Source organism: Streptomyces sp. NPDC002698, from assembly GCF_042888945.1.
In the GTDB taxonomy this organism is placed as follows: Bacteria; Actinomycetota; Actinomycetes; order Streptomycetales; family Streptomycetaceae; genus Streptomyces.
Window position 1 is genome coordinate 49,180 of the sequence record NZ_JBIAQM010000024.1, and the last position, 24,579, is coordinate 73,758.

General features: G+C 72.3%; 20 protein-coding genes. 5 read left to right on the forward strand and 15 right to left on the reverse strand.

Annotation, left to right across the window (positions count from 1 at the left end):
• Positions 1-78: 78 nt before the first annotated feature.
• From ACFYW9_RS28385 to ACFYW9_RS28395, 3 genes are read right to left on the reverse strand one after another with little or no spacing between them, the layout of a single operon-like run.
• Positions 79-1,290 (reverse strand): dipeptidase, encoded by a 1,212-nt coding sequence (locus tag ACFYW9_RS28385; RefSeq protein ID WP_389155928.1) that lies wholly within the window; start codon positions 1,288-1,290, stop codon positions 79-81.
• A 5-nt stretch (positions 1,291-1,295) separates the two neighbouring features.
• Positions 1,296-1,820 carry a 5-(carboxyamino)imidazole ribonucleotide mutase gene (purE, locus tag ACFYW9_RS28390; RefSeq protein WP_151471261.1) on the reverse strand — a complete coding sequence of 175 codons (525 nt, stop codon included), beginning with the start codon at positions 1,818-1,820 and terminating at the stop codon, positions 1,296-1,298.
• Positions 1,817-2,977, reverse strand: coding sequence for a 5-(carboxyamino)imidazole ribonucleotide synthase (locus ACFYW9_RS28395; protein WP_351876196.1), 1,161 nt, complete (start codon positions 2,975-2,977; stop codon positions 1,817-1,819). Before ACFYW9_RS28395 ends, purE begins: the two co-directional genes overlap by 4 nt.
• 208 nt (positions 2,978-3,185) lie before the next feature.
• Between ACFYW9_RS28395 and ACFYW9_RS28400 the strand changes: the two genes are divergently transcribed.
• Positions 3,186-3,725: a GtrA family protein gene (locus ACFYW9_RS28400; protein ID WP_389155932.1), complete on the forward strand. Its 540-nt coding sequence runs from the start codon at positions 3,186-3,188 to the stop codon at positions 3,723-3,725.
• Positions 3,726-3,837: 112 nt separating this feature from the next.
• Here ACFYW9_RS28400 and ACFYW9_RS28405 read toward each other — a convergent pair whose 3' ends face one another.
• On the reverse strand, positions 3,838-5,121 hold the full coding sequence (locus tag ACFYW9_RS28405; protein WP_389155935.1) for an ATP-binding protein: 1,284 nt from the start codon (positions 5,119-5,121) through the stop codon (positions 3,838-3,840).
• 207 nt (positions 5,122-5,328) lie between these two features.
• Positions 5,329-6,006: a response regulator transcription factor gene (locus ACFYW9_RS28410; protein ID WP_018566970.1), complete on the reverse strand. Its 678-nt coding sequence runs from the start codon at positions 6,004-6,006 to the stop codon at positions 5,329-5,331.
• A gap of 526 nt (positions 6,007-6,532) precedes the next feature.
• Between ACFYW9_RS28410 and ACFYW9_RS28415 the strand changes: the two genes are divergently transcribed.
• Entirely contained in the window at positions 6,533-8,038 is a 1,506-nt protein-coding gene (locus ACFYW9_RS28415) for a peptide MFS transporter (RefSeq protein ID WP_389155938.1), read from the forward strand.
• A 136-nt stretch (positions 8,039-8,174) separates the two neighbouring features.
• Here ACFYW9_RS28415 and ACFYW9_RS28420 read toward each other — a convergent pair whose 3' ends face one another.
• The 6 genes from ACFYW9_RS28420 to ACFYW9_RS28445 all read right to left on the reverse strand — a co-directional run bounded on the left by ACFYW9_RS28420 (position 8,175) and on the right by ACFYW9_RS28445 (position 13,905).
• Complete coding sequence (locus tag ACFYW9_RS28420; RefSeq protein WP_389156065.1) at positions 8,175-9,461, reverse strand: hypothetical protein; 1,287 nt, start codon at positions 9,459-9,461, stop codon at positions 8,175-8,177.
• A 62-nt stretch (positions 9,462-9,523) separates the two neighbouring features.
• Positions 9,524-10,633, reverse strand: coding sequence for a hypothetical protein (locus ACFYW9_RS28425; RefSeq protein WP_389156068.1), 1,110 nt, complete (start codon positions 10,631-10,633; stop codon positions 9,524-9,526).
• Positions 10,634-10,638: 5 nt separating this feature from the next.
• Entirely contained in the window at positions 10,639-11,616 is a 978-nt protein-coding gene (locus ACFYW9_RS28430; protein WP_389155941.1) for a hypothetical protein, read from the reverse strand.
• A 30-nt stretch (positions 11,617-11,646) separates the two neighbouring features.
• Complete coding sequence (locus tag ACFYW9_RS28435; protein WP_389155944.1) at positions 11,647-12,369, reverse strand: LPXTG cell wall anchor domain-containing protein; 723 nt, start codon at positions 12,367-12,369, stop codon at positions 11,647-11,649.
• A gap of 328 nt (positions 12,370-12,697) precedes the next feature.
• Positions 12,698-13,261: an ATP-binding protein gene (locus tag ACFYW9_RS28440; protein WP_389155948.1), complete on the reverse strand. Its 564-nt coding sequence runs from the start codon at positions 13,259-13,261 to the stop codon at positions 12,698-12,700.
• Between the two features lie 275 nt (positions 13,262-13,536).
• On the reverse strand, positions 13,537-13,905 hold the full coding sequence (locus ACFYW9_RS28445; RefSeq protein ID WP_326787354.1) for an STAS domain-containing protein: 369 nt from the start codon (positions 13,903-13,905) through the stop codon (positions 13,537-13,539).
• Between the two features lie 249 nt (positions 13,906-14,154).
• Between ACFYW9_RS28445 and ACFYW9_RS28450 the strand changes: the two genes are divergently transcribed.
• Together ACFYW9_RS28450 and ACFYW9_RS28455 are read left to right on the forward strand one after the other, a co-directional pair.
• Positions 14,155-15,072 carry an RNA polymerase sigma factor SigF gene (locus tag ACFYW9_RS28450; RefSeq protein ID WP_389155952.1) on the forward strand — a complete coding sequence of 306 codons (918 nt, stop codon included), beginning with the start codon at positions 14,155-14,157 and terminating at the stop codon, positions 15,070-15,072.
• A gap of 449 nt (positions 15,073-15,521) precedes the next feature.
• Positions 15,522-17,108 carry a ricin-type beta-trefoil lectin domain protein gene (locus ACFYW9_RS28455; RefSeq protein WP_389155955.1) on the forward strand — a complete coding sequence of 529 codons (1,587 nt, stop codon included), beginning with the start codon at positions 15,522-15,524 and terminating at the stop codon, positions 17,106-17,108.
• A 71-nt stretch (positions 17,109-17,179) separates the two neighbouring features.
• Here ACFYW9_RS28455 and hutI read toward each other — a convergent pair whose 3' ends face one another.
• From hutI to hutU, 4 genes are all read right to left on the reverse strand, one after another.
• Positions 17,180-18,355 (reverse strand): imidazolonepropionase, encoded by a 1,176-nt coding sequence (gene hutI, locus ACFYW9_RS28460; RefSeq protein WP_389155959.1) that lies wholly within the window; start codon positions 18,353-18,355, stop codon positions 17,180-17,182.
• Between the two features lie 73 nt (positions 18,356-18,428).
• Positions 18,429-19,787, reverse strand: coding sequence for a formimidoylglutamate deiminase (locus tag ACFYW9_RS28465; RefSeq protein ID WP_389155962.1), 1,359 nt, complete (start codon positions 19,785-19,787; stop codon positions 18,429-18,431).
• On the reverse strand, positions 19,784-21,007 hold the full coding sequence (locus tag ACFYW9_RS28470; RefSeq protein WP_389155965.1) for an allantoate amidohydrolase: 1,224 nt from the start codon (positions 21,005-21,007) through the stop codon (positions 19,784-19,786). The genes ACFYW9_RS28465 and ACFYW9_RS28470 overlap by 4 nt, the downstream gene beginning before the upstream one ends.
• Entirely contained in the window at positions 21,004-22,677 is a 1,674-nt protein-coding gene (gene hutU / locus ACFYW9_RS28475; RefSeq protein ID WP_389155968.1) for a urocanate hydratase, read from the reverse strand. Before hutU ends, ACFYW9_RS28470 begins: the two co-directional genes overlap by 4 nt.
• Before the next feature lie 116 nt (positions 22,678-22,793).
• Here hutU and ACFYW9_RS28480 point away from each other — a divergent pair, with 116 nt between their 5' ends.
• Positions 22,794-24,218, forward strand: a complete 1,425-nt coding sequence (locus ACFYW9_RS28480) for a diaminopimelate decarboxylase (RefSeq protein WP_389155971.1) — start codon at positions 22,794-22,796, stop codon at positions 24,216-24,218.
• Positions 24,219-24,579 lie beyond the last annotated feature (361 nt).

Genomic DNA, 24,579 nt, shown 5'->3' on the forward strand with positions numbered 1-24,579 from the left:
GGCTGCCGGGAGCCGTCGGCCACCGGACCGGCCGACCCTCCGCCCTCGACGCTCGGTCGGCCCTCGCCGGGCCGGCCCTCAGCCGTCCAGCTGCTCCAGTGTCGCGTTCGACGGTGCCCGACGGGACCGGAGGTCACGGGACACGTCCTCCGCAGCGCCCAGCACGCGCACGGCGTTCTGCCAGGTCAGCTTGGTCACGTCGCTGGACGACCAGCCGCGGTCGAGGAGCTCGGCGATCAGGTTCGGATAGCCGGAGACGTCGTCCAGCCCGGCCGGGGTGAACGCCGTGCCGTCGAAGTCGCCGCCGATGCCGACGTGGTCGATTCCGGCGACCTCGCGCATGTGGTCGAGATGGTCGGCGACCGTCGAGACCGTGGCGATCGGGCGCGGGTTCTCCTCCTCGAAGGCGCGGTGGACCTTCATGCCCTCGGCGGTGGTGTCGAGATGGTGGAAGCCGTTGGCGCGCATGTTCTCGTCGGCCGCCGCCGTCCAGTCGACCGCCTCCTGGAGGACGAACTTCGGCACGAACGTCACCATCGCGACTCCCCCGTTGGCGGGCAGCCGCTCCAGCACGTCGTCCGGGATGTTGCGCGGGTGGTCGCACACGGCGCGGGCCGAGGAGTGGGAGAAGATCACCGGCGCGACGGAGGTGTCGAGCGCGTCGCGCATGGTCGTCGCGGCCACGTGCGAGAGGTCCACGAGCATGCCCTCGCGGTTCATCTCCCGTACGACCTCACGGCCGAAGGCGGACAGACCGCCCACCACGGGAGAGTCCGTCGCCGAGTCCGCCCAGGCGATGTTGTCGTTGTGGGTGAGGGTCATGTAGCGGACGCCGAGCGCGTACAGCCCGCGCAGGGCGGCGAGGGAGTTGTCGATCGAGTGACCGCCCTCCGCGCCCATGAGGGAGGCGATACGGCCCTCGGCGCGGGCCGACTCCATGTCCGCGGCGGTCAGCGCGCCCCGCAGGTCGGCCGGGTACCGGTCGATCAGCTGCCGTACGCAGTCGATCTGCTCCAGTGTCGCGGTGAGGGCGCCGGGCAGGTCCGAGCGGACGTACACCGACCAGTACTGGGCGCCGACGCCGCCCGCGCGCAGCCGGGCCAGGTCCGTGTGCAGGTGGGCGCTCTGGTCGGCGGCGATGTCACGGGCGCCGAGGTCGTAGCGGACCTGCTCGCGCAGGGCGTAGGGCAGGTCGTTGTGTCCGTCGACGACCGGGAACTCGTCGAGCAGGGCCCGGGCACGGTCGATCGAGGGCAGGGAGGACTGGGGGGCGTGGGTGGACGAGGACATCCGCGTCACTTCCCGAAGCCGAAGCCGCCGGCGGCGCCCTCGACCTTGGCGCGCAGCCGCTTGCCCTTCTCGGTGGCCTGGTCGTTCAGCTCCTGCTGGAACTCCCGCATCCGGCCGAGGAGTTCCTCGTCGTGGGCGGCGAGCATGCGGGCGGCCAGCAGGCCCGCGTTGCGGGCGCCGCCGACGGAGACCGTCGCCACCGGCACGCCGGCCGGCATCTGCACGATGGAGAGCAGCGAGTCCATGCCGTCGAGGTACTTGAGCGGGACGGGCACGCCGATGACGGGCAGCGGGGTGACCGACGCCAGCATCCCGGGCAGGTGGGCGGCGCCGCCGGCACCCGCGATGATCGCCTTGAGCCCGCGCTCCGCGGCCTGCTCGCCGTACGCGATCATCTCGTGGGGCATGCGGTGCGCGGAGACGACATCCACCTCGTAGGGGATCTCGAACTCGTCCAGCGCCTGGGCCGCGGCCTCCATGACCGGCCAGTCGGAGTCCGAACCCATGACGATGCCTACAACGGGGCTCATTCGGTGATCGTGCCTCTCAGGTAGCCGGCTGCGTGCCGGGCGCGATCGAGGACGTCGTCCAGGTCGTCGCCGTAGGTGTTGACGTGGCCGACCTTACGGCCGGGCTTCACGTCCTTGCCGTACATGTGGATCTTCAGCTGCGGGTCGCGGGCCATGCAGTGCAGGTACGCGGAGTACATGTCGGGGTAGTCGCCGCCGAGGACGTTCGCCATGACCGTCCACCGGGCGCGCGGGCGCGGGTCGCCGAGCGGGAGGTCCAGGACCGCGCGGACGTGGTTGGCGAACTGGGAGGTGACCGCGCCGTCCTGGGTCCAGTGGCCCGAGTTGTGCGGGCGCATGGCCAGTTCGTTGACGAGGATGCGTCCGTCGCGGGTCTCGAAGAGCTCGACGGCCAGGTGCCCGACGACACCGAGTTCCTTGGCGATGCGCAGCGCGAGTTCCTGGGCCTCCAGGGCCAGCCCCTCGGCGATGCCGGGCGCCGGGGCGATGACGGTGTCGCAGACGCCGCCGACCTGCTGGGACTCGACGACGGGGTACGCGACGGCCTGGCCGTGCGGGGAGCGGACGACGTTCGCGGCGAGCTCGCGGGCGAAGTCGACCTTCTCCTCGGCGAGGACGGGAACACCCGCGCGGAACGGGTCGGCGGCCTCCTCCAGGGAGCGGACGAACCAGACGCCCTTGCCGTCGTAGCCGCCGCGGACGGTCTTCAGGATGACCGGGAAGCCGTCGCCCTCCTGCCCTTCGGCGAGGCCTTCGGCCGCGAACGCGGCCACGTCCGCGACGTCGGTCACGATGCGGTGCCGTGGGCACGGCACACCGATCGCGTCGAGCTTCGCGCGCATCACGCCCTTGTCCTGGGCGTGCACGAGCGCGTCGGGGCCCGGCCGGACGGGGATGCCGTCCGCCTCCAGGGCCCGCAGGTGCTCGGTGGGGACGTGCTCGTGATCGAAGGTGATCACGTCACAGCCCCGCGCGAAGTCACGCAGCGTGTCGAGGTCGCGGTAGTCGCCGACGACCACCTCGCCGACGACCTGCGCCGCGGACTCCTGCGGAGTGTCACTGAGGAGCTTGAACTTGATGCCGAGCGGGATGCCCGCCTCGTGTGTCATACGAGCGAGCTGGCCACCGCCGACCATGCCGACTACCGGGAACGTCACGCTCCAAGAGTATCGGCCGCGCCACCGTGGCCGGATTCCGCGGCGATTCGCCCGATTTTCCCTTCCGGTGACCGGGTCTTTTCTTACCTGTGAGCACATGCACAGGCACCGTGCGGGAGCGCTGGTTAGCATGGGCTGGTTGGCGTATTCCATCGCGCGTTCACCTGCGCGGCACAGACGAAACCCACCGACGGGGGCTGGCGACACCATGGACAGTGCTACACCGGGGCCTCATGCCGGGCCTCGCAGCGCGGTTCGGCGCCGCTTCGACCTGCTCTTCCGCGAGGTCGCCAAGTTCGGCGCGGTGGGCGGTGCGGGGCTGCTCGTCAACCTGCTCGTGTTCAACCTGGTGCGCCACCTCACGGACCTGCAGGTCGTGCGGGCCAGTGTCATCGCCACGGTCGTGTCCATCGTCTTCAACTACATCGGATTCCGCTACTTCACCTACCGGGACCGCGACAAGGGCGGGCGCACCAAGGAGCTGACGCTGTTCCTGCTGTTCAGCGCGGTGGGCCTGGTCATCGAGAACGGTGTGCTGTACGCGGCGACGTACGGCTTCGGCTGGGACACCCCGCTGCAGAGCAACGTCTTCAAGTTCCTCGGCATCGGTGTCGCGACGCTCTTCCGCTTCTGGTCCTACCGCACCTGGGTGTTCCGGGCGCTTCCGGCCCGTGAGGCGGTGGCCAGCGCCGAATCGTTCCTGGACGAGGAGCCCGAGTCGCACCGCCCGCGGGCCCGCGTGAACTGAGCGGTCCGCTCCCCGCGTGACGGTCCGCTCCCGCCCGGCCGCGCGTTTCCCGCCCGACCGGTGCGTTCGCGCCTGCCCGGCCCTCTCCCCTACCTGACCGTGCGCTCGTCGTCTACCTGACCGTGCGCTCGTCGTCGTCCTCGGCGAGCCGGGGCGGGCGCTTGTGCGGGGTGCGGGACAGGAACAGGCCGAAGACCGGCGGCTGGGCCTGGAGCATTTCCAGACGGCCCCCGTCGGCCTCCGCGAGGTCGCGGGCGACGGCGAGACCGATGCCGGTGGAGTTGCGGCCGCTGATGGTGCGCTCGAAGATGCGGGCGCCGAGGTCGGCGGGGACTCCGGGGCCCTCGTCGGTGACCTCGATGACGGCCTGGTTGCCGGTCACGCGGGTACGCAGCGCGACGGTGCCGCCGCCGTGCATGAGGGAGTTCTCGATCAGTGCCGCGAGGACCTGGGCGACCGCGCCCGGGGTGCCCACCGCCTGGAGGTGGCGCTTGCCGGAGCTGACGATCGCCCGGCCGCCGCTGCGGTAGGCCGGGCGCCATTCCTCCAGCTGCTGCTTGATGACCTCGTCGAGGTCGAAGGAGACGGCGGAGCCGGTGCGCGGGTCGCGGGCGTTGGTGAGCAGGCGCTCGACCACGTCCGTGAGGCGCTCCACCTGCGTCAGCGCGATCGTCGCCTCCTCCTTCACCGTGTCGGGATCGTCGGTGAGGGTGATCTCCTCCAGACGCATGGACAGTGCCGTCAGCGGTGTCCGGAGCTGGTGGGAGGCGTCGGCGGCGAGGCGGCGCTCGGCGGTGAGCATGCGGCCGATGCGCTCGGCGCTGCTGTCCAGCACGTCGGCGACCCGGTCGAGCTCGGGGACGCCGTAGCGCTTGTGACGCGGGCGGGGGTCGCCCGAACCCAGCCGTTCCGCCGTCTCGGCGAGGTCGGTGAGGGGGGAGGCGAGGCGGTTGGCCTGGCGTACGGCGAGCAGGACGGCGGCGATGATCGCGAGGAGGGCGACGGCTCCGATGACCAGGAGCGTGCGGCCGACCTCCTTGGTCACCGAGGAGCGGGGCTCCTGGACGGTGACCGTCTCACCCGACTCGCCCTTGGCGGTGTACTGGATGACGTCGCCGGTGGGCTGCTTGCCGACCTCAATGGGAGCGCGGCCCGGAATCCTGATCACGGCGTAGCGCCGGTCGGTGACCTGGTTCTTGAAGGTCGTGCCGCTGATGTTCTCGTCGCCGACGATGCGGCTGTCCACGATGCTGGCCAGGCGCAGCGCCTCGGAGTCCACGCGCTCCTGGGCGCTGTTGCTGATCGTGCGGGTCTCGACGATGACGAGGGAGACACCGAAGACGGCGATCACCACGAGGACGACGGCGAGGGTGGACTGGATCAGACGGCGACGCACGGGGCCCTCCGGGCAGATGGCTGTACCGGGACCAGTGTGCACGTTCGCCGCTCCGGCCCGAGCACGTCACCGGTCCGGGAGCGCGGGTCCTCCGTCGCCGAGCACGTCACCGGTTGTCCGGGGGCGCGGTCCTCCGTCGCCGAGCGGACCGGCCGGGCCTCGGCCCCTTTCGGGACCGGGCCCCCTCCGGGAGTCTCCCGTGATGCCTCAGCTCTTCTCGAAGCGGAAGCCGACGCCTCGTACCGTCGCGATGTAGCGGGGGTTCGCGGCGTCGTCGCCGAGCTTCTTGCGCAGCCAGGAGATGTGCATGTCGAGGGTCTTGGTGGAGGACCACCACGTGGTGTCCCAGACCTCGCGCATGAGCTGGTCGCGGGTGACGACGCGGCCGGCGTCCCGGACGAGGACGCGCAGGAGGTCGAACTCCTTCGCCGTGAGCTGGAGTTCCTCGTCGCCCATCCAGGCGCGGTGCGACTCGACGTCGATGCGTACGCCGTGGGTGGCGGGCGGCTGCTGGGGTTCGGCGGCGCCGCGCCGGAGCAGCGCCCGTACCCGGGCGAGGAGTTCCGCGAGCCGGAACGGCTTGGTGACGTAGTCGTCGGCGCCCGCGTCGAGGCCCACGACGGTGTCCACCTCGTCGGCGCGCGCGGTGAGGATGAGGATGGGCACGGTGTGGCCCTCGGCGCGGAGCCGGCGGGCGACTTCCAGGCCGTCCATGCCGGGCAGTCCGAGGTCCAGGACGACCAGGTCGACACCGCCCTGCATTCCGGCGTCGAGCGCGGTGGGGCCGTCCTCGCGGACTTCGACCTCGTAACCCTCCCGGCGCAGGGCACGGGCCAGCGGCTCCGAGATGGACGCGTCGTCCTCGGCGAGCAGTACACGGGTCATGGGGTGATGGTAGTCCGCCGTGGAGTACGCCCGGGCAGTGATCCGCGTCCGTGATTCACACCCTTCCTCCGGGTGTTTCTTACCTGTGGGTGTGGGATGCGATCGTTGTTGGCACCTTCGAAAGGTCGCTCGCGGTTCCATGATCGCCTGTGATCCATATCTCAAGTCCTTCCATATAGGGCATTGTGATGTCGTAAGGTGACCGAACGCCTGTTGCACCACATCGGGACCTTTGGCTCGAACTTGATGCTGAAGGTCTCTTCTGTGTGCGGGCTGGTGACAGCCAGCCTTGAAGGAAAGACCTGTGGCCGGGCCCGGACACGCTGACGCGTGACGGGCGTGGATCCCGGTGGTCGCCGTCCGCCGCTCCGGTACTCCCGGGGCGGACTCCCCGTGGGCGTGGGGACGGACGCCGCATCCCGCCGGTGCCGGCCGACCCCCATGGGCGCGCAATTCCCCCGAGCTCTCGGTTTCCCCGTGAACGAGGGGACCCCCCAACAGCGCGTCCCGACCAGCAAGGATCGAAATGGCGTCCAGCCTGACGAAGGACTCGGCGACTCCGGGAATCTCCGGCTCCGAGAAGACCTTCTTCGGCCACCCCCGCGGACTGGCCACTCTCTTCATGACCGAGATGTGGGAGCGTTTCTCCTACTACGGCATGAAGGCCCTGCTCCCGCTGTACCTGGTGGCAGACAACGGGCTCCACCTCAGCCCCGCGACCGCGATCACCATCGCATCGGTGTATGTGTCGCTCGTGTACCTGCTCGCCCTTCCCGGCGGCTGGTTCGCGGACCGTGTGCTCGGCCCCCGCAAGACGGTCGCCCTCGCAGGCATGATCATCATGCTCGGCCACCTGACCCTGGCCGTGCCGGTGTCCGGCATCTTCTATGTCGGCCTCGTCCTGGTGGCCCTCGGTTCGGGTCTGCTGAAGGCCAACATCTCGACGATGGTCGGCCACCTCTACGACGGCCCGAACGACCCCCGCCGCGACGGTGGCTTCACCGTGTTCTACGTCGGTATCAACACGGGCGCCTTCGCCGCACCGCTGATCATCGGCACCGTCGGCGAGAAGGTCAACTGGCACCTCGGCTTCGCGCTGGCCGCACTCGGCATGGCGCTGGGCCTGATCCAGTACCTGCTCGGCAGCCGCCACCTGAGCGAGCGCAGCAGCGTCGTACCGACGCCGATGTCCGCCGCGGAGAAGTCCGCCACCCTGCGCAAGGGCCTGACCTGGCTGGCCGCCGCCGCGGTCTTCTACGGAGTCGTCGGCTTCACCGGCCACTTCACGCTCAACTGGGCCATGATCCCGCTCACCGTCATCGGCTTGATCGTTCCGATCGTGGTCATCGCCCGCATCAAGCGGGACCGGGGGCTGGACTCCACCGAGCGGTCGCGGATGTCCGCGTACGTCTGGTTCTTCGTGGCTGCGGCCGTCTTCTGGATGATCTACGACCAGGGCGCCACGACCCTGTCGATCTTCGCCGACTCGTCGGCCGACAACAGCGTCTTCGGCTGGGAGTTCCCGGTCTCCTGGTACCAGTCGGTCAACCCGGTCATGATCATGGCGGCGGCCCCGGTCTTCGCCTGGCTGTGGCTGTGGCTGAACCGGCGTGGCAAGGAGCCGAGCACGGCCGTGAAGTTCGCGGCCGGTCTCATCCTGATCGGTGCGTCGTTCTTCCTCTTCCTCGTCCCGCTGTCGATCGCCGGCGACGGCCACAAGGCCGCGGCGATGTGGATCGTCGCGATCTACTTCGTCCAGACGATCGGTGAACTGACGCTGTCTCCGGTGGGCCTGTCGGTCACCACCAAGATGGCGCCTGCCAAGTACGCGTCCCAGATGATGGGCGTGTGGTTCCTCGCGGTCACCGCGGGTGACTCGGTCACGGCCCTGCTGTCCAACCCGGCCGTGGGCGGGGTCAACCTCGACACGAAGGGCTTCGTGGCGCTGGAGGCCGTCCTCGCCGTGATCGCCGGTGTCGCGGTGTGGATGTACCGCAAGAAGGTCAAGCAGCTCATGGGCGACGTCCACTGACGTCGGTCCCACGACACGGCGAGGGGCCGCCGCACCGTTCGGTGCGGCGGCCCCTCGCCGTTTCCGCGGCCGGCCGGCGGCCGGGGCGGGGACCGGGGCGAGTGCCACGGTCAGGGCCGGCGGGTGCCGGTGCCGGTCATCGTGTCCGGCGGTTCGGCATGAAGGTGAAGACCGCGCCGCCCAGCAGGACGACCGTGCCCGCCACCAGTCCGAGCGCCTTGAGCGCGCTGTGGCTGTCGGAGCCCGTCTCCGCCAGGCCGCCGCCAGCGGACGTGCCGGCGGAACCGGAGCCGGACGAGGAGGACCCGCCGCCCGAGGCGCCGCTCGCCTGCTCCGAGGTGTCCAGGGTCAGGGAGACCTCGGACCTGGTCGGGGTGCAGGTCGTCGTCGTGCCCAGGGCCATCACCGTCAGCACTCCCGGGGACAGGGTCGAACTACCGGTCGCGCCCGGCTTGTAGGTGCCCGTCAGATCGGGGATCTCGATCGGGTCGCCGGACTTGACGGGCGCGGAGTTCGTCGGCCCCTCCACATGCACCGTGCCCTTGTCGGCGCCGCCCAGGACCACCTCCATCGACGGCTTCACGGAGTCCGCGGGGATGTCCGCCGGGCTGTCCATCACCGACGCCTTGAACCGCACCGTGAGAGCGAAGCTCCCGCCGTTCTTCTTGGCGTTGATCTGGACGGCCGAGGTGGCGTTCTTGTCTCCGATGGGCGTCTTGCAGGCGTAGGGGACGGAGACCTCCTTGCCCGTGAAGTCGGTCTGCCCGCCGGACCCGCCGGTGTCGGCGCCCCCGTCGGTCCCACTGCCGCTCGGCGACGGGGTGGCCGAACCGCTCGGCGACGTCGAGGTCGGAGTCGGAGTGGGGGTGGGAGTCGGGGTTGGCGTCGGAGTCGGGGTGCCGCCCGAACCGCCACCGCTCGTCACCTTGATGGTCGCCGAGGGGGTCACCGCCTCCTTGGGCGTGCACTTGGTGTCGGTGGAGATCGGCTTGCTGACGTTGATGTTGTACGCGTCCGGGGTGAGCGTGACATCGCCCGCCGTCGTCAGCTTCAACCTGCCCGTCATGTCGGACAGCTTCATGGCGCTGTTCTTGGGGATGGCGGGGTTCTCGCGCGGTCCCTCCATCGCGATGGCCGCCGTCTGCGCGCCGCCCGCCTTCAGCGTCCCGGTGGGCTTGACGGTGTTCGCGTCGAGGTCGAGGACGTCGGGGTTCTTCGAGGCGGCCTGGGTGAACTTCCAGGTGATGGTGACCTCGTCGCCCACCTTCGCCTCGGCGGGCGCGGTGATCTCCACCTTCGTGGTGCCCTGGACGGCGGGCAGCCCGGAGATCGCGGGCGGAATGCACTCCGTGCTGTACGACACCTCGGCGGCCTGCGCGGGGCCGGCGGCCACTCCCAGCAGAATGCCCGCACCGCCGAGCATCAGCGCGACCCCGGCCGCGCCCGCTCTGCGGCCTCCGGCCCGTACCACTCTCCGTTGCGTGCTCACGTATGCCCCTTTCTCGTCTGCGTCGTCGGACCGTTCTCGTGCGGTGCGGAGAGCTGACCGTTCGTCCCGGTCCCCGGATCGGTCTCCGGGGTGAACCAGGGCAGGGCGGGAACCGGGGAGGCGGAGTCGTCCGCCGGTGTCCGGGGGGCGGCGTTCACCCAGGGCATGCGCAGGGTGAGCTCGGCCGGCCTCAGCCCCCGGTGCCGGCCCGCCCGCCCGGCCGACCTGCGGGGGCGCACCCGGTCCACCACGGCCATGCCGGCACGGAACACCGCGGCCGGGACGACCACGCAGAGCAGGATCCAGAAGACGGTGACTCCCCAGGGTCGGCCCACGCCCCAGGGCTGCTCGGCGAGCACCTTCCCGCCGTACCTCAGCGAGACCGTGTAGTCGCCGTGCGCCCCGGCCGGCAGTTCGACCGGGAGCCTGATCTGCGCCTTGCGGCCGGGCGCGATGGTGCCGCGCCACTGCTGTTCCTCCCACCCCGGGGCGAACACCCCGTGGGAGGTGCCGACCTGGAAGACCGGGTTCTTCACGGGGCCGGTGCCGACGTTGCCGACGGTGAGGACGAGGGTGCGCGAGGGAGGTGAGCCGAACCAGGTCAGCAGACCGCTCGAACCGTCGAGCCGGGGGTCGGTCAGCACCGCGATCCGGCCGCCGCCCTCCTCCTTCGGCAGCGGCTCGACCGCGTGGCCGGCCACCATGAGGACGGCGTCGGCCTCGGCCTTCTCCCCGGTGACGGTGGCGACATGCACCACGCAGGGGCAGGGCTTGGGCGGTTCGGCGACCGGCAGCCTCTTGCTGAAGCCGCCCTTGGCGTCGGTGGTGACGGCCCGTCCGTCGGCGTTGGCGCAGGAGTTGGTGCCGCCGATCACCCCGCGCGCGGGCACGGACTGCCCGCAGATCAGCATCATCAGCAGCGTCCCGGGCCGCCATCCGCTGCCGGTGACGGTGATCGAACCACCGGTTCCCGCCTCGGACCCGGACAGCGTGACCCTCGGCTTCCCGGCGGCGGACGCCGGCAGCGCCGAGGCCGCCACCGCCGACGGGACCAGGACGAGCGCCAGCACCGCCCCCAGGACCGCCGTCCGTATCCTGCCGTCCAGGACCCTCACGACACCGCCCCCGTCGACTCGACCTCCGTGCCGCTCTGTTCACCGACCGCGCCGTCCCGCGCCCGGCGTCCGAGGCGCCCGCGCACCCCGGCCCGCCTGCGGTGCCGTACGGCGGCCAGGGCACCCAGCAGCGCCCCCAGGGCGGCTCCCGCCCCGGCCACCGGCCCCCACGGCACGAACCGGACCGAGGCGGTCGCCGTCGAGCGCACACCGCCCGCCGCCGTCACCGTCAGCCGCACGTCCGCCGCGTCGAGCGAGGGCGGGCCGGTCCACGGCTCGTGGAGCGTGACGCGGCGACCGGGCGGGAGCTCGACGGGCAGGGCGCGCGGGCCCCGGTCGAGCAGGGTGCCGAAGACCCCGTCGGCGTGCACGGCGAGCCGCGGGGCGAGGACCGTGGTGCCGCGGTTGACCAGTTCGTACGAGATCCGTCCGCCGCCCACCCTGACGTGCTCGACGGTCAGCGCCGGCAACGCCGGTCCCGCCACCCGGAGCTGGACCCGGACCGCCGAGGTGCGGCCGCCGCCGCTCGCGACGATCGCCCCGGGACGGTCACCGGGAGCCGCCCCGGCCGGGACGCCGATGGTGAACGGCACGTCGGCACGGGTGCGCGCCGGCACCCGTACGGACAGCTCCCGCACCGCGGTCCTGCGGCCGTCCGCGTGTCCGGCGAAGGCGATCCACGCGCCCGCGCCCGCCGGCCGTTCGCGGACCGTGAAGCCTCCGTCGGCGGTGTCGTCCGCGTCGGCGCCGCGCAGCCGGACGGTGAGGGGCCGCGCACCCGGGTTGAGCACGGACACCGCGTCCTGAAGGACCGTGCCGGGCGCGCCCTCCGCGTAGACCGAGGGCCGTCCGCCGGCCGTGCCGCCCGCGGCCGGCACGACGGACCAGCCCTCGGCGGCCAGGGCCGTCGGTGCCGCGCCCAGCAGCACCAGGGTCAGGCCCAGCACGTGGGCGGCGGGGAGTGCGTACGGCATGCGGCGGCTCCAGGTCGTGGTGCGGGGCGGTCAGCGGCGTACCGCCTGATGCCTGCGCGTCAGCCACAGCACGCCTGCCGCGCCGGCGAGCAGGACCGTTCCGCCGAGGGTGCCGAGAGCGATCACGGAGTCCTCGGGGCCGGTCTGCGGGAGGGCGTCGCCGGAGCCGGAGCCGCTCTGGGACCCGCCGGAACCGGAGCCGGAGGAGCCCGAGGACGACGAGCCCGAACCGCCGGCCGCCGTGACGTCGAGGGTCAGCGAGGGCCCCGGGTTGTTCGAGGGCGTGCAGGTGGTCGTGGTGCCGAGGGCCTTGATGGTGAGGACGCCCGCGGTGAAGGTGACCTTGCCGGACTTCTTCGGCGTGTAGGTTCCGCTCAAGTCATTGATCTTGATGGGGGTGTTGGCGGGGATGGCGGCCGCGTTGGCCGCGCCGCTGACCGCCACCGTGCCGCTGTCCGCGCCGCCCACCTTGATGACGGCGCTCGGCGTCATCGCGCCCTTGCCGAGTTCGACCGGGCTGGAGGAGACGCCCTTCTGCCAGGACATGGTGAGCTTGTAGGCGCCGCCGCTCTTGACGCTCTTGATGTCGATGGGCGAGACGGCGCTCTTGTCACCGATCGGCGTCTTGCACTGGTAGTTGACGTCCACCACGGCGGCCCGGGCTGCGGGGGCGGCCGTCAGCACCGCCGAGCCGGCCAGGGCCGCGGCGAACGCGAGCGCGGCGGTTCGTTTCTGGTACGTCCGGTACGACACGGGCTGCCCCTCATTCCTGACGGAACATCAGATCGGCCGTCAAGGTACGCCCGGGGACTTGTGGAGGGAAGACAAAGTGCGCGCCGGATCCGTGGGGATCCGGCGCGCATCGGGTGCCGTACGAAGAGGGGTTCGAACCGCGGGTGACCAAGAACGGGAAACCGGCGGGCGGTTCACGGCCGGGCCGGACCGGGCCGACGACGGGCGCCGGACCGGTGTACCGGGCCGGCGGACACGGGCGGCCGGGTGGGTGAACGAGGCCACCGGACGCGGGCGGCCGGGCCGATGGACCAGGCCGCCACCGGACGCGGGCGGCCGGACGGACGGGCTACGCGGGGGCGCCCAGTTCCGCCCATACCGTCTTGCCCGCGACTCCGGGCGTCCGCACGACCCCCCAGTCCAGGCAGAGCCGCTGCACGATGAACATGCCGTGGCCGCCGGGGCGCCCGGCGCGGTGCGGGGTGCGCGGTGCGGGCTGGCCCGCACCGCGGTCGGAGACCTCGATGCGCAGCACCTTGTTGTCGCAGGAGATCCGGAGTTCGTCCGGGCCCTCGGCGTGCAGGCAGGCGTTCGTGACCAGCTCGGAGACGACCAGCAGGACATCCTCGGCAGCCGCTCGCCGGTCGGCGCTCGGCGCGGGCAGCCAGCCCCACGCGTACAGCGCCTGCCGGGCGAAGTCGCGGGCGAGCGGCACGACACCGCTCTCGCCGTCGAGGCTCAGCCTGCGGGCCTGGCGCCCGACGGGCGCGGGGGCCGCGCCGGCCGGAGCCGCGCCGTCGACGGACGTCGCGCCGTCCACGGGCGCCGCGCTCCGCGCGGACACGGCGGAAGCGCCGCCGTCGCCCGACTCCGGGCCGCGGTCGCCCGGCGAGCAGGGCCGGGTGGTGCTCATCAGCGCTTCACCTCACCGATTCACCGGTTCACGATTCAAGACTCAGTACGCAGTACTCAGTACGGATGGATCAACGGCTTTCGCCGCTTGTGGATCAACAAATTGCGCCGCACCGGCCGCCGGCCCCTGGACCGCCGACGCATCCAGGATGTCTCCTGCCCGACGGAACCGTCCGAACACCCACTTATTCGGCACGGAACCTGTGACGCGAGTAACGCGCCGGTCACGCAGGGACATCCGGGACGAAGGCGGCACATGGCAGAAGACCTCGCGGCTCAGCCGGACAGCGCCGCTTCGAGCGTGTCGTGGACGGTGAAGACGGCCTCCGCCCCCGTGATCTCGAAGACCCGCGCCACCACCGGCTGCATCGCGGCCAGATGGACCCCGCCGCCCGCGGCCTCGGCCTTCAGCCGGGCGCCGAGCAGCACGTTGAGCCCGGTGGAATCACAGAACTCCAGCCGGGAACAGTCGATGACCAATCGCGCGTACCCCTTTTCGAGGCACCCTTCGAGTGGCTCACGCAACAGATCGGCCGTGTGGTGATCGAGCTCACCCGCGGGAGTCACGACGGCACTCGTGCCCTCTTCCCGCACCTCGACAAGAAGCCGGCCAGACTGAGCGCTGCCGACCGTCCCACGGTCCATGCCGTCTCTCTCCCGAGTGTCGCGACTACTGACGTACGCACTCGAACACTACGCCTTCTCTACGTCACCCGACACCCGAACAACCCCATGAAAATGGACATTTCGCCGCATACGACACTTGCGATGAGTTCGGCAAACCGGGTAGGGCTAGTAGAGACACCTATCCGACCCGGACGGCTCTGGAGGCGCCGCACACCGCAGTGCACGTATCGGCATCGGCGGCCATATGCCGAGAACGATGGAGGACACATGTCACCCCGGCTCGACGCATCGCAGAACCTGACGGCGACGTCGACACCTTCTCCGGATTCCCCGGAGCACGTCGACGGAACCGGAACCGACGGAGTCGACGCACTCACCGGACTCACCGGACTCCCGGAGATCCCCCCGTACGACGAGGTGGGGCCGGTGGACGCGCGGGCTCTGTCCAAGACGCTCTTCGCGCGGCTGGAGTCCCTCGAGGAGGGCACGCACGACTACGCGTACGTCCGCAACACACTCGTCGAACTCAACCTCGCGCTGGTGAAGTTCGCCGCCTCCCGCTTCCGCTCCCGCAGCGAGCCGATGGAGGACATCATCCAGGTCGGCACCATCGGCCTCATCAAGGCGATCGACCGGTTCGAGCTGAGCCGCGGCGTCGAGTTCCCCACCTTCGCCATGCCGACGATCATCGGCGAGATCAAGCGCTTCTTCCGCGACACCTCCTGGTCGGTGCGGGTACCCCGCAGGCTCCAGGAACTCCGGCTCGACCTGGCCAAGGCCGGCGACGAACTGGCCCAGCGCCTCGACCGCGCGCCGACCGTGAACGAGCTCGCGGAACGGCTCGGCATCAGCCGCGACGAGGTCGTCGAGGGCATGGCCGCGTCGAACGCCTACACGGCCAGTTCGCTGGACGCCCAGCCCGAGGAGGACGACTCCGAGGGCGCGCTCGCGGACCGCATCGGCTACGAGGACAACGGACTCGAGGGCATCGAGTACGTGGAGTCCCTCAAGCCGCTGATCGCGGAACTCCCGCAGCGCGACCGGCAGATCCTCTCCCTGCGGTTCGTGGCGAACATGACCCAGTCCGAGATCGGCGACGAACTCGGCATCTCCCAGATGCACGTCTCCCGGCTGCTGTCACGCACCCTCGTGCGACTCCGCAAGGGCCTGACCGTCGAGGAGTGACAGGACTTCGCGGCCCACGGCGGCCGCGCATCGGAGCGGGGGGGGGGGGGGGGGGGGGGGGGGGGGGGGGGGGGGGGGGGGGGGCGGGCCGGGGGGGGCGCCGGCGGCCGCCCCCCCCCCCCCCCCCCGGCCGCGCCCCCCCCCCCCCCCCCCCCCCCCCCCCCCCCCCCCCCGCTCCGTCTTTCCGGCAGCCCGCCCCGCCGTCCGCCCGGCCTCCCCGCGGCGCTCCGGCCCGGTCTCCGTCAGGGCCGCTCGCCCCGGAACCGGGGGGAATTTCTGCGCAGCACAGACAACTTGCCTGTCGCGCGGGGAGGTTGAGAGCGCTCCCATGGAATCGTTGTTCAACAACTCTTTTCCCAGAGAGCCGATCCCGTCACTATGGGCATCCCAAACTGGCCGGTACGTCAGGACGGGACGAGCACGCACCAGGTGCGGGGAGGCGGACGAACATGGCGCAGGGCGACCCGCCCGGCAAAGGCACCGCGGCCGGGAGCGACGGACTGCCCGCGGACGCGTCCGACGCACGGCTGACCGAGCTGCTGCGCGCCGGGACCTCGACCGCGTACGCGGCCCTCCAGGAACTCCGCGCACGCCACCGCGCCTCGGTCCTCGCCTACGCCCGGCTGTGCACCACCGGCGACTCCGGGGCCGGCCAGCTCGCCGCGCAGACCTTCACCCTCGCGGCCCGCGAGACGGCACGCGGCATCGACCCGAACGTCCCCTGGCGGCACCGGCTCCTGCTGCTCACCGGGCAGGTGGCGGCGGCCTCGTGGGCCCGGGACCAGCGGGCCGCGGGCCTCGACCCCGGCCTGCTCCTGGTCCTCAGCACAGCGGGCCCCGGCGGCCCCGTCCCGTCGCTGCTCCCGGCCTTCCAGTCCCTCCCGTCCCGCGCCCAGGGGCTCATCTGGTACGCGGCCGTGGAGCGCGAACCGGCGGAGCGGACGGCGGTCATGCTCGGCCTCACGGCCGAGGACGTCACGTACGGCACCGCCCAGGCACTCCAGTCCCTGGGGCAGGCCTGTCTGAAGTACCGGCTGGCCTCCTCGGACGATCCGCGCTGCGGAGACTTCCGCCGGCTGATCGAGGAGTCGGTGCGGCCCGACAACCCGCGCTCCAGCACCGACCTGCACACCCACATGGCGCGCTGCGCGCACTGCTCGGCCGCGTACGAGGAACTGACCGCCCTGCGCGACCATCCGCGCTCCGCCCTGGCCGAGGGCCTGCTGCCGTGGGCGGGTACGGCGTACGTCACGGACGACGTCCGCGGGGCGGTGGGGGCCGCCACGCCCGGGCCTCCCGCCGCCCCGCGGACGTCGGCGCTGCCCTGGCCGCCGTCCCGCCGGGTCGTCCTGACCTCGGCGGCGGCGCTCGGCGTGGCCCTGGCGCCGGTCCTTTTCCTGCTGCTGTCCTCGGGCGGCACACCGTCCGCGGACGCGGCGGGCTCGGTCGCCACGCCCTCGGGCCCGCCTGCGGTGACCATCACGGCGACGGTCCCGGTCACCCCGTCGGCCCCCACGGCCTCGGCCTCGCCTTCTCCCTCGGCGACCTCCGCATCACCCTCGCCGTCCCGCAGTTCGGCACCGCCGAGGTCACCGAGCCCGAAGCCGACCCCCACCGCCGTCTTCCACCCGCCGGGCGGCTCCTACGCCCAGGTGGTGAACGTCGCCTCCGGGCTGTGCCTGGACATCCGCGACGGCGACCTGGAGAAGCGCACGGACGTCGTCACCGCGCCCTGCACCTCCTCCTCCACCCAGCGCTGGCGCGTCGACACCGGCAGCGGTTCCCTCCGGTCGGCCGCCGACGACGACTTCTGCCTGGACAGCCGCGGCTCGGTCGACAAGGGCGTGGGCATCTGGGAGTGCTCCTCGCTCGACGGCGACCACGGCGACAACCTCCGCTTCACCGTCGACGGGGACGGTGTGATCCGCCCGGCCGTGGCCATCGAGACGGCGATGACACCGGACGGCGACGGCGGGCTGACCCTGGTGCCGCTGAACGGGGGCACGGGCCAGCGCTGGCGCGCGGGCAGCGCCTGAGGCACCCGCGGGCCCGCCCCCGTCCCGGTCCGCGTACGCGGGCCGGCCCCGGCCCGCCCCCGTCGGCGGGCTCAGACCTCGCGGACGCCGCGCCGCCAGACGCCGGTGACCAGGGGGACACCCGGACGGTAGGCGAGGTGGACGTGGCTGGGGGCGTCCAGCAGGGTGAGGTCCGCGTAGGCGCCCGGCACGATCCGGCCCACGTCGTCCCGGCGCAGGGCCTTCGCGCCTCCCGCGGTCGCCGACCACACGGCCTCGTCCGGGGTCATCCGCATGTCCCGTACCGCGAGCGCGACGCAGAAGGGCACGGACGAGGTGAACGACGAGCCGGGGTTGCAGTCGGTGGACAGGGCCACCGTGACACCGGCGTCGATCAGCCTGCGGGCGTTGGGCCACTCGGCGCGGGTGGAGAACTCGGCGCCGGGGAGCAGGGTCGCCACGGTGTCGCCGCTCGCGAGGGCGTCGACGTCCGCGTCGGTCAGGTGGGTGCAGTGGTCGGCGCTCGCCGCGTCCAGCTCGACGGCGAGCTGGACACCGGGGCCGTAGGAGAGCTGGTTGGCGTGCACGCGCGGGTGCAGGCCCCTGGCCTTGCCGGCCGTGAGGATCTCCCGCGCCTGGTCGCCGTCGAAGGCGCCCTTCTCGCAGAAGACGTCCACCCAGCGGGCGTACGGGGCACAGGCGTCGAGCATCTCGCCGGTCACCAGGGCGACGTAGCCGGCCGGGTCGTCGGCGTAGTCCGGCGAGACGATGTGCGCGCCGAGGTAGGTGACCTCGTCGGTGTGCGAGGCGGCGATGCGCAGCGCGCGGGCCTCGTCCTCGACCGTCAGCCCGTAGCCCGACTTGGTCTCGAAGGTCGTGGTGCCCTGGCGGAGGGCCTCGCGCAGGTACCGGGTGAGGTTGCGCTCCAGTTCCTCGTCGGAGGCGGCGCGGGTGGCGGCGACGGTGGTGCGGATGCCGCCCGCGCTGTACGCGCGGCCGGACATACGGGCGTTGAACTCCTGGGTGCGGTCGCCGGCGAAGACCAGGTGCGAGTGGGAGTCGACGAAGCCCGGGATCACCGCGCGGCCGCCGGCGTCGACCCGGTTGTCGGTGGCGGGTGCTTTGCTTGATTCACCGGTCCACGCGACACGGTCGCCGTCGATGACGACGGCCGCGTCCTGGATCAGACCGAGAGGGGAACCGTCGCCGAGGGAGGGATCGTTGGTGACCAGGCCGGCGATGTTGGTGATGACGGTCGTGCTGCTCATGGCGTCCTCAGGGGTGGCGGGACTGCTGGTGGGGGGGGCGTCGGGAGGACGGGGTCTCCCGCCCTCCCGGGAGTCAGGAGCGCAGCGCCTGGACGGCGTCCGCGAGCGCTGCCGGCACATCGGGGACGAGCGCGTGCGCGCCGTCGCGCACGACGTGCCGGCCCGCCACGACCGTGTGCCGGACATCGGCGGCCGTGGCCGCGAATACGGCGGTCTCCGCGCCCAGGCGTGGCACCGGTCCCGCTGTTCTGACCGAGTCGAGGGCGATCGTCGTGAAGTCGGCGAGCGCGCCCGTCTCGATGGTGCCCGCGTCGTCCCAGCCGAGGGCCGCGTGGCCGTCGGCGGAGGCGGCGCGCAGCAGGGCGGCGGCCGTCCAGTGACCGCGGGTCCGGGTGCGCAGCCGCTCGTTCAGCTCCATCGCGCGGGCCTCTTCGAGGAGGTCGATGACGGCGTGGCTGTCGGAGCCGAGCGACAGGGCCGAGCCCGCGCGCTGGAGGGCGACGGCGGGGCCGATGCCGTCGGCGAGGTCGCGTTCGGTGGTCGGGCACATGCAGGTGCCGGTGCCGGAGCCGCCGAGCAGGGCGATGTCCTCGTCGGTGAGGTGCGTGTTGTGGACGCCGGTGGTGCGCGGTCCGAGGACACCGTGGTCGGCGAGCAGACGGGTGGGCGTGCGGCCGTGGGCGGCGAGGCAGGCCTCGTTCTCCGCCGTCTGCTCGGACAGGTGCACATGGAGCGGGGCGCGCCGCTCCTCGGCCCAGCGCGCGACGGTGGCGAGCTGTCCGGCGGGCACGGCCCGTACGGAGTGGATCGCCGCGCCGATCCGTGCGTGATCCCGGTCCTTGAGAAGTGAAGAGCGTTCCGCCCAGGCGTCGGCGGTGCCGTCGGAGAAGCGCCGCTGGTGCGGGTTGGGCGGCTGGCCGAAGCCGGAGGAGAGGTAGGCCGTGTCGAGCAGGGTGATGCGGATCCCGGCGTCGGCGGCGGCGGCGATGAGCGCCTCGCCCATGGCGTTGGGGTCGGCGTAGGGGGTGCCGTCGTGGGCGTGGTGCACGTAGTGGAACTCGCCGACGGAGGTGACTCCGGCGAGCGCCATCTCCGCGTACACCGCGCGGGCCAGCGCGTGGTAGGTCTCCGGGGTCAGCCGGTCCGCGAAGGAGTACATGATCTCGCGCCAGGTCCAGAAGGTGCCGGAGCCGACCTGGACGGTGCCGCGCAGGGCGCGGTGGAAGGCGTGCGAGTGGGCGTTGGCGAGGCCGGGGAGGGTGAGTCCGCGCAGGATCTCGGCTCCCGGCGGCGGGGTGTCGACGCCGGTGCGGACGTCGGTGACACGGCCGTCGGCACCGGCCTCGGAGCCGCCGCCCGACACGGTCACGGCGACGCCCGGCTCGACGTTCGTGCCGAGCCAGGCGTGTTCCAGCCAGTACGTCTGCGTCACCTGCAGGCCAGCCCTTCGAGTACGTCGGCGAGTGCGGTCACCCCGGCCACGCAGTCGTCCTCGGCGGCGAACTCGGCCGGGGAGTGCGAGACGCCCGTGGGGTTGCGTACGAACAGCATGGCGGTCGGGACGGTGCCGGAGAGGATTCCGGCGTCGTGTCCGGCACCGGTCCCGAGAACGGGGACGTCCAGGACGGCGTCCCGCTCCTTGCCCAGGATGCGGGCGAGTTCGTCGCGCAGCGCGTGCTCGAACTCGACGACGGGGGTGAACGACTCGCGGACCACGTCGAGTTCGACGCCCTGCGCGTCGGCGTACTCGCGGGCCGCCTTCTCGACCCCGCCGACGACCGTGTCGAGGGTCGCCTGGTCGGCGGCGCGGGAGTCGAGCCAGCCGCGCACGAGGGAGGGGATGGCGTTCACGCCGTTGGGCTCGACCGCGATCTTGCCGAAGGTGGCGACGGCGCCCGCGAGCCGGGCCTCGCGGCGGGCGGCGAGGACGGTCTCGGCGTACGGCAGCATCGGGTCGTGGCGGTCCACGAGCCGGGTGGTGCCGGCGTGGTTGGCCTCGCCCCGGAAGTCGAAGCGCCAGCGGCCGTGCGGCCAGATGGCGCTGGCGATGCCGACCTGGTCGCCGCCGATGTCGAGGGCGCGGCCCTGCTCGACGTGCAGTTCGACGAAGGCGCCGATCCGGCCGAGCCGCTCGGGGTCGGGTCCGATGCCGTCGGGGTCGTACCCGGCGCGTTCCATGGCCTGCGGCAGGGTGATGCCGTCGGCGTCGGTGAGCCGGTGCGCCTGCTCGACGGTGAGCTGTCCGGCGGCCAGCCGGGAGCCGACGCAGGCGAGCCCGAAGCGGGCGCCTTCCTCGTCGCCGAAGTTGACGATGGCGAGGGGCTTGGTGAACCGGACACCGCGGGCGCGGAGTTCGTCGAGCGCGGCGAAGGAGGAGACGACGCCGAGGGGTCCGTCGAAGGCGCCGCCGTCGGGCACGGAGTCCAGGTGCGAGCCGGTGACCACGGCGTCCCCTTCGGCGGGGTCGCCGAGCCAGGCCCACTGGTTGCCGTTGCGGTCGAGCTCGTAGGTGAGCCCGCGGGACTCGGCCTGCTGCCGGAACCAGGCGCGGCAGTCGGTGTCGGCCCCGGTCCAGGCGAACCGGCGGTAGCCGCCGGAGGCGGAGCTGCGGCCGATCGGCAGCAGCTCCGCCCACATGCTGTGGAACGTCACGCGTCGCCGCCCTCGTCGCCCTCGCGCATCGGGATGCGCACCCCGCGCTCGTCCGCGACGGACTCGGCGATGTCGTAACCGGCGTCGACGTGGCGGATGACGCCCATGCCGGGGTCGTTCGTCAGGACGCGGCGGATCTTCTCGCCGGCGAGCTTGGTGCCGTCGGCGACGGAGACCTGGCCCGCGTGGATGGAGCGGCCCATGCCGACGCCGCCGCCGTGGTGGATGGAGACCCAGGAGGCGCCGGAGGCGACGTTCACCATGGCGTTCAGCAGCGGCCAGTCGGCGATCGCGTCGGAGCCGTCGAGCATGGCCTCGGTCTCTCGGTACGGGGAGGCGACGGAGCCGCAGTCGAGGTGGTCGCGGCCGATGGCGAGGGGGGCGGCGAGTTCGCCGGAGGCCACCATGTCGTTGAAGCGCTCGCCGGCCTTGTCGCGCTCGCCGTAGCCGAGCCAGCAGATGCGGGCGGGCAGGCCCTGGAAGTGGACGCGCTCGCCGGCCAGCTTGATCCAGCGGTGCAGCGACTCGTTCTCCGGGAAGAGGTCGAGGATCGCCTTGTCCGTCTTGTGGATGTCGGAGGCCTCGCCGGACAGGGCGGCCCAGCGGAAGGGGCCCTTGCCCTCGGAGAAGAGCGGGCGGATGTAGGCGGGGACGAAGCCGGGGAAGGCGAAGGCGCGGTCGTACCCGGCGAGCTGGGCCTCGCCGCGGATGGAGTTGCCGTAGTCGAAGACCTCGGCGCCGGCGTCCATGAAGCCGACCATGGCCTCGACGTGCTTGGCCATGGACTCGCGGGCGCGGGTGGTGAAGCCCGCCGGGTCCTTGGCGGCCGCGTCGGCCATGTCGTCGAAGTCGACGCCGACGGGGAGGTAGGCGAGCGGGTCGTGGGCCGAGGTCTGGTCGGTCACGATGTCGATGGGCGTGCCCTCGGCCAGCATGCGGGGCAACAGCTCCGCCGCGTTGCCGAGCAGGCCGATGGAGAGCGGCTTGCGCTGGTCGCGGGCCTCGACGGCGAGCTGGAGGGCGTGCTCCAGGGAGTCGGCCCGCACGTCCAGGTAGCGGTGCTCGATGCGGCGCTCGATGGCGCGCGGGTCCACGTCGATGCAGATGGCGACGCCGTCGTTCATCGTCACGGCGAGCGGCTGGGCGCCGCCCATGCCGCCGAGACCGGCGGTCAGCGTGATGGTCCCGGCGAGGGTGCCGCCGAACTTCTTCGCGGCGACGGCGGAGAAGGTCTCGTAGGTGCCCTGGAGGATGCCCTGGGTGCCGATGTAGATCCAGGAGCCGGCGGTCATCTGGCCGTACATGGTGAGGCCGAGCTGCTCCAGGCGCCGGAACTCCTCCCAGTTGGCCCAGTCGCCGACCAGGTTGGAATTGGCGATGAGGACGCGCGGGGCCCACTCGTGGGTCTGCATGACGCCGACGGGGCGGCCGGACTGGACGAGCATCGTCTCGTCCTGCTTGAGCGTGCGCAGCGTGCGGACCATGGCGTCGTAGGAGCGCCAGTCGCGGGCGGCCTTGCCGGTGCCGCCGTAGACGACGAGCTTGTCGGGGTGCTCGGCGACCTCGGGGTCGAGGTTGTTCTGCAGCATCCGCAGGGCGGCTTCCTGCTGCCATCCCAGGGCGCTCAGTTCCGTACCGCGCGGTGCTCGGACGGGGCGGGGTCCTGACATGGTCTGCCTCCCAGTGGACTGTTGCTGTAGATATTCACATCCTGGCCTTTTGAATAGAGCTAGTCAATAGGTGTGTGGCCCCGCACGCCCCCCTCTCGGGTGTTTGGCTGGGACGCATGGGCGCAGACATGGACAGGGCAGGGGATCGGGCGGACGACGGCCACGGGGCGGGTGGGGCTGCGGTGTCTTCGACGGGGACTTCGGACGCGGTGCGGGTCTCGCGGCGGGACGACGCCGTGCGGGCCGCCGTGGAGCAGGGACTCCTCGGTCCCGACCGTCCCATCGTCGCGCTCCTCGACGTCCCCGGCATCCGGGCCTCGGCCGCCGCGCTGCACGCCGCCTTCGACGCCGTGACCGCTCCCGGCACCCCCGTGCTGCACACCTTCGCGGTGAAGGCGACGCCCCTCGTACCCGTACTGCGGCTGCTGCGCGAGCAGGGCGTCGGCGCGGAGGTGGCGAGCCCCGGGGAGCTCGCGCTCGCCACGGCGGCCGGGATCCCGCCCGGGCGGACCGTGCTCGACTCGCCGGCCAAGACGCCCGCCGAACTGCGCGAGGCGCTGGCGCTGGGCGTCGCGGTCAACGCGGACAGCCCCCAGGAGCTGGACCGCATCGACGCCGCCGTCCGCTCGGCGACCACCCGCTCCCCCCTCGGAATCCGGGTGAACCCGCAGGTGGGCGGGGGTTCGATCGAGGCACTGTCCACGGCGACGGCGACCTCCAAGTTCGGGGTCGCGCTGCGGGACGAGGGGGCACGCGCGTGGATCCTGCGGGCGTACGCCGACCGGCCCTGGCTGACCCGGCTGCACGCGCACTCGGGCTCGCAGGGCATGCCGCTCCCGCTGATGGCGCGGGGCGTGGCGGAGACGTACGCGCTGGCCGAGGAGATCAACCGGCACGTCGGGCGACGGCAGGTCGACACGGTCGACATCGGCGGCGGGCTGCCGGTGGACTTCGGCTCCGACGCCATGGCACCGACGTACGAGCAGTACGCGCGACTGCTCGCGGAGGTGACACCGGGGCTGTTCGACGGGCGGTACGGGCTGGTCACCGAGTTCGGGCGGTCGCTGCTGGCCAAGCACGGGACGGTGCTGGCCCGGGTCGAGTACACGAAGTCCGCCGGGGGCCGGGCGATCGCGGTCACCCACGCCGGGGTGCAGGTGGCGACCCGCACGGTGTACGCGCCGGGGTCGTGGCCGCTGCGGATCGCCGCGTACGACGCGAAGGGCCGCCCCAAGACGGGTCCGGACGTCGTCCAGGACGTCGCCGGTCCGGCCTGCTTCGCGGGCGACCTGCTCGCCGAGGGCCGCCCGCTGCCGCTGCTCGAACAGGGCGACCACGTGGCCGCGCTGGACACGGGCGCGTACTACTTCGCCCACCACTATGCGTACAACTCCCTGGCCCGCCCCGGCATCTACGGCTTCGCGCCGGCCGGGGGCGACGCGGGAGGCGTGCGTTTCGCAGTCGTACGGGAGCCCCAGACCCTCGCCGAGATCGTCTCGGAATCAGGCGGCCCCCACACCCGGTCACTCACCGCGCTGTAGAAATCCAGCCCCTTTGGCCGACCGGCAGATCCGCCCCCTCCGGCCGGCCGGCAGATCCAGCCCCTCCGGCGTTTGAGGAGCGGGGTCCGGGGCGGAGCCCCGGGACGGGAAGGGGCGGAGGGGCGAATCCGAGAAGGGCGGCACCAGCCGACCGGCGCCGGCCGACGGCACCGCACCGACCGGCGGGTGTCGGCGACACCGGGAGCGCACGGAAAACGGCGGACGCCTGCTCGCACCCATGTGCGCCCCCGCCCCACCGCTCCAGGGCAGCACAAACGGACCACAGGTGGTTTGAGCGCGCCTGAGAATGTGGTCAGTTGACCCACCTTAGTCAGCGCGGGCATTTTCCACAGGAAAATGC